We start from the raw sequence: 13,906 nt of genomic DNA, 5'->3' as shown, positions 1-13,906 counted from the left end.
CATGCGCGCAATGATCGGATCGCTGTTCACGGGGCAGGGGCTTGCCCAACGGGCCTTCCGCGGCTCGGCCCTGACGATGATCAGCTTCGGGGGCATCCAGGCGATCCGCTTGGCCTCGAACCTGGTACTGACCCGTCTCCTGTTCCCCGAGGTGTTCGGCCTGATGACCCTGATCATGGTCATCATCCAGGGCCTGAACAACTTTTCGGACGTGGGGATCACCCCGGCCATCCTGCAAAGCCGGCGGGGCGACGACCGAACCTTTCTGGACACGGCCTTTACAATGCAGGCCATCCGTGGGGTGATCCTGTGGCTGGGCTGCTGCATCCTGGCGGTGCCGGCGGCGTCCTTCTACGGGGTGCCCGAACTGGTCTGGTTCCTGCCCGTCGCGGGAACCACAGCGATGATCTATGGCCTGCTGCCCACGAAGATCGAGACCGCGAACCGTCATCTGCAGATGGGTCGCCTGACCATCGTGGAACTGGCGACCGCGGCGGTGACCACGATCATCACCATCGGGCTGGCCGCCATGCTGGAATCGGCCTGGGCGCTGGTGATCGGGCTGATCCTGGGGTCGGTGGTCAAGGTGCTGATGGTCAGCTACTGGATGCCGGGCCCGGCAAACCGGTTCCGGTGGGACCCGGATTGTGTTGCCGAACTGGTGCGTTTCGGCAAATGGATCATGCCGTCGACCGTGGTGGGCTTCGTGATCTCTCAGGGCGATAAGGCGGTCTTGGCGCGCCTGCTGACGCTGACGCAGCTGGGCATTTACAACATCGCGTTCTTTCTGGCCAGCTTTCCGCTGATGCTGGGAACGACGGTGATATCCCGCGTGATGATCCCGCTTTATCGTACCGCGTTCGAGGATCCCAGTGCCGGGCACATGCGTCGCGTGCGCATCGTGCGCGCCGCGCTGACGGGCAGCTTCATGCTGCTGCTGGCGCTACTGGCGACATTCGGGGAACATCTCGTCGTGCTGCTCTATGATCCGCGCTATGCCAGTGCGGGGCCGCTGGTGACGCTGATCGCGCTGGCCAGCATTCCGTCGTTGATCGGTCTCAGCTATGACCAGGCCGCCTTGGCCGGAGGGGACTCCCGCGGGTTCTTCTGGGTCACGCTGGTGCGCGCGGTGCTGTTTCTCAGCCTGTTCACCCTTGGTGGCATCCAGGCGGGCATTCCGGGTGCCTTGGCAGGGCAGGCGCTGGCGGCCATCCTGGCCTATCCGATGCTGGTGCGCATCGCCCGCAAGCACGGGGCATGGGATGGTCTGCACGACCTGACCTTCGGCGCGGTCGGGCTGATCTTGGCCGCGGTTCTGCTGGTCTAGGCAGGTTTTGCCGCCACGCGGTGCAAGTGATCCATGCGGCGCCTGAACTCGCTGTGGAAGTCATGGGCCTGCGCAAACTCCAACGCGTGGGCCGAGGCCTTGGCGATCGCCGCCCGGTTCAGCCCCGCGATGATGTTGGCGGCCTTCCTGGGCTGTCCCATCGGCATGACCCAACCGCCGCCGGATTGGCGCGCCAGTTCAGACCACATCCGGTTGTTCGTGCCCAGAACGGGCACACCGCAGCCCATCGCCTCCAGATAGCTGCACGAGGGGTCGGACTGCCTGTGCGGGGCCAAGAACAGATCTGCGTTCCGGCGCATCCACGGCACCAGGCCGGTGGCGAAATCGACCGGCTGATGCAGATGAACCGTCCCGCCCAGATCATGCCGCGCCACGTCGTCCGCGATCGCCTGCCGCATGTCGCCGGCGCCAAAGATGTCCATGCGGAAATCCACGCCCTGCTCGCGCAGCGCGATGGCGGTGGGGATCAGGTCCTGCGTGCCTTTCATCGCGATCAACCGGCCGGCATGGACGATCCGCAGCGGCCCGTTCCACCCCGCGCGGGCCTGCATTTCTGAAGCCGTGGCCATGGTCTCCCGCTCTGACCGATTGTCCAGATAGAGGCATGTGTCGTCGTTCAGCCCCCCATAGGCCGCCATCGCTGGATAACCGTTGGCCTGCACCCCGTGCGCTGACCGCAGCGCACGGCGCAGCCGCAACTCCTGCGTCAGCAGCCACTGGACCGACCGGGCCAGACGCAACGGGCGGCGCGCCAGGTCCAGCCGCGCGACGGCCAGGCGGGTCTGCAGCGGGTATTCGATCGCATAAACCAGCCGCGCCCCAACCGCGCCGCACAGGGGGGCCAGATCCAGCTGCCGATGGTCGTCGGCCGTGCCCAGCACCACCTGCGCGCCGCGCAGATCCTCGGCTGAGATGGGCGCATCCTGGGCGATCAGGCGCAGCTCTCCGGGCAGGTCCGCGGCCGTCACCGGGCTGGCAAAGGGCAGCGTCGCCGATCCCTGCCGCAGCACGACACGGGTCGGGCCGCCCCATTCGCGCGCAAACAGGTGCAGGCCCGCCACGAACTTGTCGTCCATCCACATCTGCCCGTCACGCATCATCACGTGGACCGAGGGCACCATGACCAGCATGCCGGTCATGACTGCCGGGGTCTTTCACGCAGGGCGCGCAGGGCATGTCCCGGCAGGATCAGCGCGCCGCGGACATAGCGCGGGCCCAACCGCTTGGGGCTCAGCGCGGCGCGCCACAGCCATTCCATGCGGGCTGCCCGGAACAACCGCGGGGCGCGGCGCTGCTTGCCCGTGACGAAATCGATGCCCGCCCCGACCGAGGCAAAGCCCACCTGCGGGCAGATCCTGCGCCCGCGCGCGGCCAGGATCTCCTGGCGCGGGGCGCCAAGGGCCAGCAGGCACAGAGAGGCGCCGCTGGCGTTCAGGCGGTCAAGCAGGGCGTCGGCCTCGGCACCGTGGGGATCGAAAGGAAAGCCGGGAGCAGCGACGAGGCTGACGGTCAGTCCGGGATGTGCGGCGATCAGGCGGCGGGCAGCATCCTGTCCGCCCTCCTCGGTGCCGGCCAGAATGGCCACGCCGCGGTCCAGGCGGGCAGCCAGCGCGCACAATGGCTGCACCAGGTCCGATCCTGGCACCAGCGACACCCGCTGTCCGCCAAGCCGCGCCAGCCAGACGACCGGGTTGCCGTCCGCAACGATCAGGTCATGCTGCGCATAGGCCGTGCGGAAATCGGCGTCGCTGCGCAGCTTTTCCAGATGATCGACATTCATCGTCGCCAAGGCAAAACCCTGACGGGCCGCCAGCCGGGTCTCGACGATCGACAGCAGCGCCTGGCGGTCCGGCACGGTCAGGGCGACGCGGTCGTCGCCGATTGCGAATTGCATCATGGCTCCTTCACGGGGGTGGCGGTCGGCGTCGGCGGCAGAAGTCTGCGCAGATGGTCGGCAAGCACCTCGACATTGCCCGGCTCAAGGATCGACAGATGCGTTCCCGGCAGGTCGTGAAGGGTCCACCCGCCCGCCGCAATCTGCGCCCAGCCCAACCCCTGACGTTTGCCCTCCGGGGAATCCCAGAAGCTGGCATCGGCGCGGAAGATCGCGATGGGCCGATCATAGGGCTGGGGGTTGTAATGGATCACGGCCTGCACGTTCGCCTCGATCAGCTGGGCCATGTCGATGGTCGGACCTTCGCCGTCGGTCGGCAGCAGGTCGCGCACCTCGGGCTGTTCGTGGGGTCGGCGGTTGTCCAGCGTTTCGACGATATGGCGCAGGCCGTGGCGGCGCAGCTGGCCCAGATGCGCCCGCAGCTTGGCCCAGCCTCGGACCGAGGGCCGTCCGCCGGGGCCCGCGGCGTCCAGCACCACCAGCAGGGGCACCTCGCGCCCCGCGCGGCGCAATTGCTGCGCCAGCTCCAGCGCAAAGTAGGACGCCATCGACACCGCGACCAGACAGACCGGCTGCCCCGGCAGGTGCCGATCCAGCTCCTCCAGATAGGTGCGGGCGACGGCTTCGACCCTGATGACCAGTCCGCCCTCGGGAACGCCGACCGTCAGGCCCAGCACCGGATAGTCGGGACCAAGCGCGTCCGACAGGGGCCGGAACAGCGCCTGCTTGCGGCCCAGAACATGGACGCCGATGATCGGAACGTTATGTCCCAGGGGCTGGGTCGGGATCAGATAGCGGGGCCGATCCGGGGTCGTGCGGTGAAGGCGGACCAGCCCTTTGGGCGTGGGGGCCTGCATGACATCGGCCGTGTGCAGGCGCAGTCCGGTGCGGCTTCGCACGAGGCTGATCAGGCGCAACGCCAGAAGGGAATCCCCGCCAAGGTCGTAGAAGTCGTCATCTGGTCCGACATGGGCCAGGTCCAGCACATTGGCCATGCAGGCAGCCACGGCCAGGACCTGCGGTTCGGCATGGCCGGGTCCGGCCACGGGCCCGGCGGCGGCGGGACGGGGCAGCAGGTCCCGCGCGATCTTGCCGTTCGCGGTGACCTGCAGATCATCGACCGCGATCAGCCGTGGCACCATATAGGCAGGCAGCTGGTCGCGCAGATCGCGCGCGATCTGGTCAATGTCGGTGCCATCCTCGATGACGATCCAGCCCAGCAGGCGTGCCGGCGGTCCCTTGTCCAGGTCCACGAACAGCTGCAGGACGCCGGGTCGTGCCGCCAGGGCGCTTTCGATCTGGCCCAGTTCGATCCGCTGGCCGCGCAGCTTGACCTGCCGATCCTCGCGCCCCAGGAACATCAGCTGCCCGTCCGCCGACCAGCGGCCCAGATCGCCGCTGCGATACAGCCGGCCTCCGGCGTCTGCCGTGAACGCCCGTGCGGTCGAATCAGGATCGTCCAGATAGCCGCCGCTGACGGCCTGACCGCCGATCACGATCTCTCCCTCGCCACCCACAGGCGTGGGCGTACCGTCCGGCGCGCGCAGCACGACGCGGGCATGGCCGGCGGGACGACCGATCGGAACCTCGGACCCGGCGGACAGGGACGATCCCTGCCACAGGGTACTGGTCACCGTGGCTTCGGCCGGGCCATAGGCGTTGACGAACCGGACGCCAGGGGCCAGGCGCTGCCATTCGCGGAAGGCTGCGGGCGGCACGCGTTCGCTGCCCGTCACCAACAGGCGCAGGCTGTCTGATATGGGCCGCGGATGATCGCGCAGGTCCGCGACCATCTGTTGCCAATAGCTGGCGGGCAGATTCAGAACCGTCAGCCCATGCCGCCGGACCAGATCCAGCAGCCCCTGGATCGAGCCGAGCGGCGTGGCGTCGCGCAACACGACATGCGCGCCGGACAGCAGCGTCGGCCAGACCTCCTCCAGCGCAACGTCGAAACTGGGCGTCGCGAACTGCAGGACCGCATCCCGTTCGGTCAGCGCATAGGCGTCGACCATCGCATGGGCATGCGCGCTGAGTGCCGCGTTCAGCCCCCGAACCGCCTTGGGCGTTCCGGTGGAGCCGGAGGTGAAGGTGACATAGGCCAAGCTGTCCGCATCCAGGGGTGGTCGCGGCGGGGCGTGGGCTTGGCAGGCATCGTCGGCCATCACCACGTTCGGTGCGGCGGTCGACAGTGGCATGTCCTGCTGGACCACGATGGCCTTGGCACGGGCTTGGCGGATCAGGCCGGACAGATAGTCGTGGGACTGATCCAGATCCAGCAGCAGAAAGCCGGCGCCGACCTTGAGCGTGGCCAGCATCGCGGCGATCTGGCGCACGGATCGGGGCAGGGCGATCGCCACGACATCCTGCGGACCGATGCCGCATCCGACAAGCCGCGCCGCAAGGGCATTGGCCTGCTGGTCCAACGTGCGGAAATCGACGGAATGACCCGTCTGCGCCTCGGTCACGGCGGTCCGGTCGCCATGACGGGCGACCGTCGCCTCGAAGGCCGATGCCAGGTCGGGCAGCACATCCGGGACGGGCCGATCGGAGCGTCCCAGTGTGTGCAGGTGTCGCTGCTCCTCTGCGTCCAGCATCGTCAGGTCGGACAGCGGCGTGTCGGTGTCGGCCCGACCCATCGCCTGCAGCAGGTTGGCCATCTGGTGCAGGATGCGGGTCGCCACCTCGTCGGGCAACCGGGCGGTGTCATGCTCCAGCGACAGCCACAACGCGCCCTCGTCATGGACCGACCACGACATCAGCGCCGTGCCCTCCTCGATCAGGCGGACGCCGGTCCAGCCGCAGCCGTCCGCCGCAAGCCGCGCGGCAAGCGTGCCGCGCTGGTACATCAGAACGGTATCGTAAAGCGCCGCACGGCCCTGCCGACCAGACCACTGCCGGATGAGCGTCTGTCGCGCATGGGAATGCGGCCGCAACTGCAGCGTCTGCGCCCGCAGGCGCGCCAGCAGGTCGCCGAAGGTTCCGATGTCGTCCATCCGCACCTGGAACGGCACCGTCGTGACCAGACAGCCCGCGACCCGATCATTGCGACCACGACCCGATTCCACCAGACCGAAGGCCGCGCCGGACCGCCCGGTCCAGCGCATCAGCAGCATCGACCAAGCCGCCTGCACCACCGTCAGCGTGGTCACCTGCGCCGCATGCGCCAGACGGCGGATGGCGTCGCACGCGTCCATCGACAGAGTCAGGTCGGTCTGGTGCATCGGGCCATGCGTTTTCGCCGGGGCCGCGGGAAAGGCCGACGCGACGGTTTCATCGGACAACGTGGCGGCAAAGGCGGCGCGGGCCTGCGACTCGTCCAGCTGGCGCTCCCGGATCGCCTGGATGAAGCCGATGCCGGGTGCCATCAGCGGATCGCCGGACAGGATCCGCCACAGTTCGGTCAGAATCAACGCGATGCTGGTCCCGTCGATCAGGCCGTGGTGGATGGTCCAGACCATCCGGGCCTGCCCCCCACCCAGATCGGCCATCGTGACCCGCCATCCGGGCCGTTCGGTGGGGTCCACGCCGGCCGCGCGGTCATCGGCCAGAAAACGGTCCACCATCCCGTCCGACAAATCGGCACTGTCGATATGCACCGACGCGTGGTCCAGGACGTCCAGCCGCAGGATGCCGGTATCGTCGGTGACCAGAACGGTCCGCAGCGTCTCGTGACGGTCTGCCAACTGCTGCCATGCGGCCAGCAGGGGGCCGGGCGCCAAAATGTCGGACGGAGCGTCCAGAACGATCTGTTCGATATGGGCGCGGTTCGGATCTGCCTGATCGCTGCCCGCCAGAAAGGCCGCCTGGCTGTCGGTGGCGGCGGGCAGATCGCGGACGATCTTTCGATCATCCGTGCTGACAGACGGTCCGTGCAGCATATTCCTAATCCGTTCCGACCAAATAAGATGAAACCAGCGATACCCGTCCAATCACGCTATCGCAAAGAAAGAGTTGCCGCATAGCCGATTGATCGCGATTTTACATAGATGAACCTGCACGCGACCTTACCGGTTCCGACTGTCCGCGAACAGTGCGGCCAGCTTGCCGGCCTCTGTTGCGATGTCATGGCGCGTCAGCGCGCGCGTGCGGGCGGCGGCGCCCATCCGTTCCAGTTGGTCTCGTGGGGTCCGGGCGGCGGTGTCCAGCGCCTTGGCCAGGTCGTCTTCGGACCCGGCCGGGATGAGCCAGCCGGTCTGGCCGTCGACCATCAGCTCGGGGATGCCAGCGATCAGGGTGGCGATGCAGGGGCGGCCGGCCGCCATCGCTTCCATCAGGGCCACCGGCAGGCCTTCGGCAAAGCTGGGCATGGCCATGACATGCGCCGCAGACAGCGCGTCGCGCACGCCGGCCTCGTCCAGCCAGCCGGCCAGCGTGACGCGCGTGTCCAGCCCGTGCGCCCTGATTGCCCGCTGGATCTCGGCCCGCAGCGGGCCGTCACCCACCAGCGTCAGGTGCACCGGCGCGGTGCAGCGCGCCATCGCCTCGATCAGCAGGACCTGGCCCTTCTGCTCGGCGAAGCGGCCGATGCAGACCACGCGCAGCGGATCGTGCGCGTCCGGTCCAGGCGGCAGGGGAACCGGCGCCGCGAACAGGGCGGGGTCGATGCCGCAATGCACCACCTTGATGCGGTCCCAGGCATCGAAGGGCGCCCATCGCGCCAGCTGGCTGCGTCCGAAGGCGCTGACTGCCACCGCGAAACGCGCTTCGGCCACCTTGTCACGCAGCAGCAGCGTGTGCGGGCCATCGAACTCCTCGGGGCCGTGAAAGGTCACGCTGTAGCCCGGCCCGCCCAGCATCCGGACATAGCGGACCACATCGGCCGAGTTTGTCCCGAAATGGGCATGCAGATGCGTCAGGCCCAGCTGCCGGCTGCGATCGGCCAGGATGGCGGCCTCTGCCAGATAGATCACCTGGCGCAGCGGGCCGCGCCCGGGCCCGCCCCGCCGCCCTGCCGACAGTGCCCGAAGCAGGCTGCGCGGATGGCGGATCACCGCACGGATCAGCGCCATGCCCAAGGTCAACGCACCCCGGTCCAGCACGTATTCGGTCCGGTCGGCCTCGGCCTGATCCTCGGCAGACAGCACGGGTTGATCGTCGCGCCGCATGGCGAACCGCGCGACGGTCAGACCGGCCGCCTCGAGGGCCCGAATCTCCCTACGGATGAAGGTCTGGGACGGACGGGGATAGGTGTTGATGACATAGCCGATCCGGTCGGGGGGCAGCGTCGGGTCCATGTCGTCACCGTTCATATTATTCGCCTTAAAGTTTAATTACTTGCGTCTTACACTCGCATGAATGGTGCCCGAAAGACGCCATTCTGTCGATCTTGTTTCGCAAATGAACCGATCGGTGCTATAGTTGTCAGGATCATTTTGAAAGGGTCGGGGCATTTTGCTGGTCGGTATTATCGCAACCTCTGCAGTCATTGGCATCGTCTCAACCATCCTGTTCCTCGTGCTGGGGTTCGGATGGCTGTCGTCGATCCTGTGGGGCTACGTCGGTTGCGGCATGCTCAGCGTGTTCGCGTTGTCCCTTCTTGTCAGCCGTTCCCTTCGATACCGCAATTGTCCGGGGCGATCCAACCTGAACGATGCGGCGCCCGTCGGCGGCGCGGACTGCGATTAAACTTGTACGCAAGATAAACTGGCGCGATGAGTTGGCACGGCTATTGCTGAGGCTCCATGATGGAGGCTCAGATGACGAACGCCGTGACCTGGATGTGGATTGGCAACCACCAGCAGATCAACACCACGCCAGGAACGCCCGCGACCGGGACCGAGGCGGACGGGATGAAGGGCTACAAGGTTGTCGGCCAGAATCAGATCAAGCCGGTCGAGTTGGACGGACAGCTGCGCGCGATCAATACCGCCCAGGGCCCGGCCGAGGCTTATGCCACAAGCTACAGCCAGCATCCTGACGGTGCCAGCAAGTTCGCCTATGGTTCGCCCACCGATGGGGGGCAAAGCACCAGCCAGATCACCGGCTTCCTCAAGGTTCAGTACAAGCTGACCTTTCCCGACAACACCACCAGCACCCAGGACGGCGTGCTGATCCAGATGCGCAACGGGGACATGTTCTTCCGCCCCGCCAAGGACAGCGTCGCAGCATGGTCCGACGTCAAGTCGCTGCATTCGGTCGAGATCATCGAGGCCGACCCCCTGCCCAAGGAGGTCTATGTCGCCAAGATCTCGTTCGCGCCTGACATCCACGACATGGAGATCATGTGCTTTGCTTCGGACACGTTGATCCTGACCGCGGACGGGCCGCGCCCGGTCGACAGCCTGCAGCCGGGTGACCTGATCTGGACGCGCGATCACGGATATCAGCCCCTGCGCTGGATCGGCAGGCGCCGTTTCGATGGCGTGGATTTGGCGGCGAACCCCAAGCTTCGTCCGATCCGCATTGCGGCCGGGGCGCTTGGCCTAAACCAGCCGTCGGCGCCCCTGTCCGTGTCGCGCCAGCACCGCATCATGATCCGGTCATCGGTCGCGCGGACCCTGTTCGGGACCGAGGAGATCCTGGCACCGGCTTGCCAGCTGATCGATGTTCCTGGCATCGCGGTGGACATGTCCGTGTCGCAGGTGACCTATTGCCATCTGATGTTCGACGCCCACCAAGTCGTCGATTCCAACGGCGCACAGACGGAATCTTTGTATCCCGGCCCCCAGGCCCTGCGCGCGATGGGATCGGCGGCCCTGTCCGAACTGCGGCAGATCTTTCCCGAATTGTTCGCGGATCAGGCCCACCCGGCCGAGGCCCGCACCTTCGTGCGCGGCCCCCGGCTGCGCCAGCTTGTCCAGCTGCACGCCATCGGACAGGCCGCGCTGGTCAGCTGAACTCTGCCGGCCTCAGCCGGCCGTCGGCGCGCCGTAAAGGCTGCGCGCCTCGCGGAAGGACACCAGGCGACGACGATTTTCGTCCCACAGGTGCAGGTTCACCGACCGCAGGCTTTCGCGCAGGGTCAGCCGCTGTGCCGATGCCAGTTCGTCATGGTCGCGCAGGATTTCCGGCAGGCGATAGAACGGGATGCGGCTGTACAGGTGGTGGACATGATGCACCCCGATATTGGCGGACAGCCAGCGCAGAGGCTGGGGCAGGATGTAATGCGACGATCCGGCCAGCGCCGCATCGTGCAATTGCCATTCGTCCCCATTGGCCCAGTGCGTTTCCTCGAACTGATGCTGGACATAGAACAGCCATACGCCGACGGTCCCCGCCACGATGGTCGTGGGCAGGAAGATCAGCAGGACGGGCATCGGCCCCGCAAACCAGATCATCGTGCCCAGGATCAGCGCCAGCGCCAGATTGGTGCCCAGGGCCGATGCCCAGAACCGCCATCCCGCCCGCATCAGCCCAAGCGGCAGACGGTTCTGCAGCAGGAACAGGTAGCTTGGCCCCAACACGAACAGCACCAGAGGGTGGCGATACAGCCGGTACATCAGCCGGCCGAACCGGCCGCGGCTGCGATACTCGCCCACCGTCAGGGTCATCACGTCGCCGATGCCGCGTTCATCCAGGTTCCCGTGCTGGGCGTGGTGCAGCGAATGGGTCCGGCGCCAGACGTCATAGGGCGTCAGGGTCAGCACGCCCAGACCCCGCCCGATCCAGTCCTGGACCTTGCGATTGCGAAAGAACGACGCGTGGCCGCAGTCATGCTGGATGCAGAAGATGCGGACCAGGAACAGCCCGTTCACCAGCGCGATCGGCACGGCCAGCCAATAGCTGACCGACAGCGCCGCCCAGGCCAGCGCCCAGAGCGCCAGGAACGGAACGATCGTGGCCATCAACTCCCACACGCTGCGGCGGGTCGACGGCTCGCGATACTTAGCGAGGACCTGCACCCATTCCTTGGCCTGGCGCGGCGTGCTTGCGTTCGGTGTACCCATAATCAGCGACTCTGCGCCCCCTCAGTTCATTTCAGGCGGCGATAGCACAGAAAGGTCGCCGCCGCCTATGGGCCCCGTGACGTCCCATTGCCGCATCATGGCTGACAAAGGGTTGGGGACCGGATCGGACACGGTTTCGTCACCGGATCGACGGCAGTGGTGATGATGCGCGGAACCGGCGCACGCCGGCCGCGTTTTGCGGTGAACAATCCAGGCGAGGCCACCCGATGATCATCCCGTTCGCACGACTGACGCTGACTGCAGCCGTTCTGGCGCTGGCAGTCCCCTTCGGCGGTCTGTCGGGGAGTGCAGCGTGGGCGCAGGCCGCACCGGCCGAGCGCGTGTCCGAGGCACCGGAATGCGCGGCCGATGCCGGTGTTGCCGAACCGGCAACCCAGCCTGACGCATCCGAGGACAGCACCGCCGCGGAAAACACCGGAACCACCGGCTGGAGCGGTGGAACAGGCGGGTCACAGTTGGGGACCAACATTCAGGGCGCCGTCGAATCGTCCCCGACCTGGCAGCCCCCGACGGCGCGAGGTCTGGATCTTGCTGGAACTGCCGAAGATCAACCGGCCTGCTGACGCCCGCTCTGCAAGACCAGTTGGGCCGTACCGCTTGTCGGTGCATTGCTAGCATGTTGTGCATCTTCAACGGGTGACGCAATTTTCAGCTACAGCCTTATGGCGGCCCTTGCAGCACCGTTGTCACTTTATTGAGAGTTACGCGAAGTCCGCTGCCGAACAATCGGCAGCGGCTTGTTTTTGTCGGCGTTCCAGCGGCCATCCGGCTGTGGTGTCCTTAGAATTCCATCATGCGTGCAGTGATTGCCTTGGGCGATCCGACCCTATGGCGCGGCGGGGCGACTTGGACGAACGGATCGTCGCTGGTGCGAAGTGGATCATCCCGTGTGCCCCATGTCGAGGCTGGCTGGAAGGTGAAGCTGGTCAGGGCTGAGGCCAGTACGCCTGCCTGATGCTGCAGCGACGCTGCAGCGGCATTCGTTTCCTCGGCCAGGGCGGCGTTCTGCTGGGTCACTTGGTCCAGATGGTTCACGCCCGAGTTGATCTCGGACAATGCGGTGGACTGGTCGCTGGCTGCCAGGGCCATGGCTGCGACCTGATCCGACACCTCGCGGGCCTTGGACAGGATCTGCTCGAGGCTGCCCCCGGTGCGGCTGACCAGCGAGGATCCCGACCGGACATGCTGCGAGGAATCCGAGATGAGCCCCTTGATCTCACGCGCGGATTCCGATGCACGTTGCGCCAGCCCGCGCACCTCGGATGCGACCACGGCGAAACCGCGGCCCGCCTCTCCGGCACGGGCGGCCTCGACCCCGGCGTTCAGCGCCAGCAGGTTCGTCTGGAACGCAATATCGTCGATGACGGTGATGATGCGGTTGATCTGGTCCGAGGATGCCTCGATCTTTTCCATGGCCTGGATCGCCTCTCCGACGATGCTGCGGCCCTCCTCCGCGATAGAGCGGTTGGCGCGCGACACGCTCTCGGCCGTGCGGGCCAGATCTGCGGTGGAGTGCACGCTGGCGGTCAGTTCGGTCAGCGCCGCCGCCGACTCCTCTAGGGTCGCGGCCTGCGTCTCCGCGCGACCTGCCAGATCTTGGGCAGCAGAGGTGATCTCGTCCGAGCCCGTGCGCACCTGGCGGGCGACCTCGACGATGCGGCCCATCGTGCTGCCCAGATCGGACACGACCTTGTTGAAGCTGGCGCGCAGCGCCTCGTATTCATGGGGGAAGGGATCATGCGCGGGGCTGGCGATCTGCGCGGTCAGGTCGCCCGCCGCCAGCCGCTCCAAGCCGGTGGAAATGTCGGTCACGATACGCGCCTGCTTGCGGGACTGCGCCTGCGCCTCGGCGGCGCCGGCCTCTCGCAGGGCGGCGGCGGCGTGGCGGGCCTCCTGTGCCTGGGCCAGGCCGTCGCGGAACTGTTCCAGGTTGCGGGCGATCGAGCCGATCTCGTCGCGCATCGCCGTGCCGGGGATCGGCCGGTCGTAGTTCTGGCGGGCGACATGCTGCATCGCGGCGTCGACGGCCGCCAAGGGCCGCAGGGCACGACGCGTCATCACCTGGTTCAGCGCAAAGGCCAGCAGCAGCGCGGCGGCCGTCAGGGCCACGGCGGTGGTCAGGTTGCGCCACAGTACCGCCTCGATCCCGTCCATCGCCACGCCGGCATAAAGAACACCGTTCACCTGACCCTGTTGATCGCGGACCGGGACATACAGCGTCAGATAGGGATGATCCAGGATCGTGGTCGTGCCGGAATAGGTCCGCCCCTCCAGCATGGCGGCATGAACCGGGCCCGTCGGGTCCAGCGGCGTGCCGACCGCGCGGGTGCCGTCCGGGCGCTTGACGTTGGTCGTCACGCGCATGAACTGGCCCAGTTCGGGGTCAAGCCGGAAGATGGTCGCCGTCTCTCCGGTCTGGCCGCCGACATCGTCGATCATGGTGTGATCGTCGAAATCGGGGATCTGCGGCCAGACGACGTCGCCCAGGGTGCCGTCCGGCCTGGTCGTCGCAGAGAAGCCGTCGTGGTCCACGGCAAGATCATAGGACAGGACGCGCAGCGTCACCCGTTGCGCGCTTTGGGCGTTTTCCAAAAGGCTTTGGCGTTGCGCCATGCTGAGCACGGTGACCAGCACAAGCGCCAGGGCCGTCATCAGGCCAAGGCTGGTCAGGGTGATCTTTTGGCGCAGGGACAGGCGCGGGACGAAGGACATCGAAATCTCCGGGACAGGGACCAAGAGCCGACGCTAGGGCACAAA

10 protein-coding genes are annotated in these 13,906 nt (G+C 66.8%); 4 read left to right on the top strand and 6 right to left on the bottom strand.

Translation table 11 applies throughout. The features are described from left to right. The first annotated feature begins 1 nt into the window (after window position 1). A complete protein-coding gene (locus EOJ32_RS16600) occupies window positions 2–1,327 on the top strand; it encodes an oligosaccharide flippase family protein (protein ID WP_127899502.1) in 1,326 nt (441 codons plus the stop codon). Here EOJ32_RS16600 and EOJ32_RS16595 read toward each other — a convergent pair. The 4 genes from EOJ32_RS16595 to EOJ32_RS16580 form a co-directional block, all read right to left on the bottom strand. Next, window positions 1,324–2,487, bottom strand: a complete 1,164-nt coding sequence (locus EOJ32_RS16595; protein ID WP_127899501.1) for a glycosyltransferase — start codon at window positions 2,485–2,487, stop codon at window positions 1,324–1,326. The genes EOJ32_RS16600 and EOJ32_RS16595 overlap by 4 nt on opposite strands. Then, window positions 2,484–3,245 (bottom strand): WecB/TagA/CpsF family glycosyltransferase, encoded by a 762-nt coding sequence (locus EOJ32_RS16590; RefSeq protein ID WP_349548229.1) that lies wholly within the window; start codon window positions 3,243–3,245, stop codon window positions 2,484–2,486. The genes EOJ32_RS16595 and EOJ32_RS16590 overlap by 4 nt, the downstream gene beginning before the upstream one ends. Beyond that, window positions 3,242–7,120 (bottom strand): non-ribosomal peptide synthetase, encoded by a 3,879-nt coding sequence (locus tag EOJ32_RS16585; protein WP_127899500.1) that lies wholly within the window; start codon window positions 7,118–7,120, stop codon window positions 3,242–3,244. Before EOJ32_RS16585 ends, EOJ32_RS16590 begins: the two co-directional genes overlap by 4 nt. 126 nt (window positions 7,121–7,246) lie before the next feature. Beyond that, on the bottom strand, window positions 7,247–8,491 hold the full coding sequence (locus EOJ32_RS16580) for a glycosyltransferase family 4 protein (RefSeq protein ID WP_239441303.1): 1,245 nt from the start codon (window positions 8,489–8,491) through the stop codon (window positions 7,247–7,249). A 142-nt stretch (window positions 8,492–8,633) separates the two neighbouring features. On the opposite strand from EOJ32_RS16580, the gene EOJ32_RS16575 reads away from it, so the two are divergent. Together EOJ32_RS16575 and EOJ32_RS16570 are read left to right on the top strand one after the other, a co-directional pair. Beyond that, window positions 8,634–8,867, top strand: coding sequence for a hypothetical protein (locus tag EOJ32_RS16575; protein WP_045982075.1), 234 nt, complete (start codon window positions 8,634–8,636; stop codon window positions 8,865–8,867). Window positions 8,868–8,938: 71 nt separating this feature from the next. Further along, window positions 8,939–10,078: a Hint domain-containing protein gene (locus tag EOJ32_RS16570; protein WP_164871482.1), complete on the top strand. Its 1,140-nt coding sequence runs from the start codon at window positions 8,939–8,941 to the stop codon at window positions 10,076–10,078. 12 nt (window positions 10,079–10,090) lie between these two features. On the opposite strand, the gene EOJ32_RS16565 is transcribed toward EOJ32_RS16570, so the two are convergent. Continuing rightward, entirely contained in the window at window positions 10,091–11,128 is a 1,038-nt protein-coding gene (locus EOJ32_RS16565) for a fatty acid desaturase (RefSeq protein WP_045999764.1), read from the bottom strand. A gap of 227 nt (window positions 11,129–11,355) precedes the next feature. Here EOJ32_RS16565 and EOJ32_RS16560 point away from each other — a divergent pair, with 227 nt between their 5' ends. Continuing rightward, a complete protein-coding gene (locus tag EOJ32_RS16560; RefSeq protein WP_127899498.1) occupies window positions 11,356–11,712 on the top strand; it encodes a hypothetical protein in 357 nt (118 codons plus the stop codon). A 217-nt stretch (window positions 11,713–11,929) separates the two neighbouring features. On the opposite strand, the gene EOJ32_RS16555 is transcribed toward EOJ32_RS16560, so the two are convergent. Beyond that, a complete protein-coding gene (locus EOJ32_RS16555) occupies window positions 11,930–13,861 on the bottom strand; it encodes a methyl-accepting chemotaxis protein (RefSeq protein ID WP_127899497.1) in 1,932 nt (643 codons plus the stop codon). Between the last annotated feature and the right edge of the window lie 45 nt (window positions 13,862–13,906).

This window comes from Paracoccus sp. Arc7-R13, assembly GCF_004010775.1.
In the GTDB taxonomy this organism is placed as follows: Bacteria; Pseudomonadota; Alphaproteobacteria; order Rhodobacterales; family Rhodobacteraceae; genus Paracoccus; species Paracoccus marcusii.
This window is presented reverse-complemented; position numbering and strand designations above follow the sequence as displayed.

Coding starts and splice junctions, on each gene's coding strand:
- EOJ32_RS16600 (WP_127899502.1), top strand. CDS start 2: ATGCGCGCAATGATCGGATCGCTGTTCACGGGGCAGGGGCTTGCCCAA.
- EOJ32_RS16595 (WP_127899501.1), bottom strand. CDS start 2,487: ATGACCGGCATGCTGGTCATGGTGCCCTCGGTCCACGTGATGATGCGT.
- EOJ32_RS16590 (WP_349548229.1), bottom strand. CDS start 3,245: ATGATGCAATTCGCAATCGGCGACGACCGCGTCGCCCTGACCGTGCCG.
- EOJ32_RS16585 (WP_127899500.1), bottom strand. CDS start 7,120: ATGCTGCACGGACCGTCTGTCAGCACGGATGATCGAAAGATCGTCCGC.
- EOJ32_RS16580 (WP_239441303.1), bottom strand. CDS start 8,491: ATGAACGGTGACGACATGGACCCGACGCTGCCCCCCGACCGGATCGGC.
- EOJ32_RS16570 (WP_164871482.1), top strand. CDS start 8,939: ATGACGAACGCCGTGACCTGGATGTGGATTGGCAACCACCAGCAGATC.
- EOJ32_RS16565 (WP_045999764.1), bottom strand. CDS start 11,128: ATGGGTACACCGAACGCAAGCACGCCGCGCCAGGCCAAGGAATGGGTG.
- EOJ32_RS16560 (WP_127899498.1), top strand. CDS start 11,356: ATGATCATCCCGTTCGCACGACTGACGCTGACTGCAGCCGTTCTGGCG.
- EOJ32_RS16555 (WP_127899497.1), bottom strand. CDS start 13,861: ATGTCCTTCGTCCCGCGCCTGTCCCTGCGCCAAAAGATCACCCTGACC.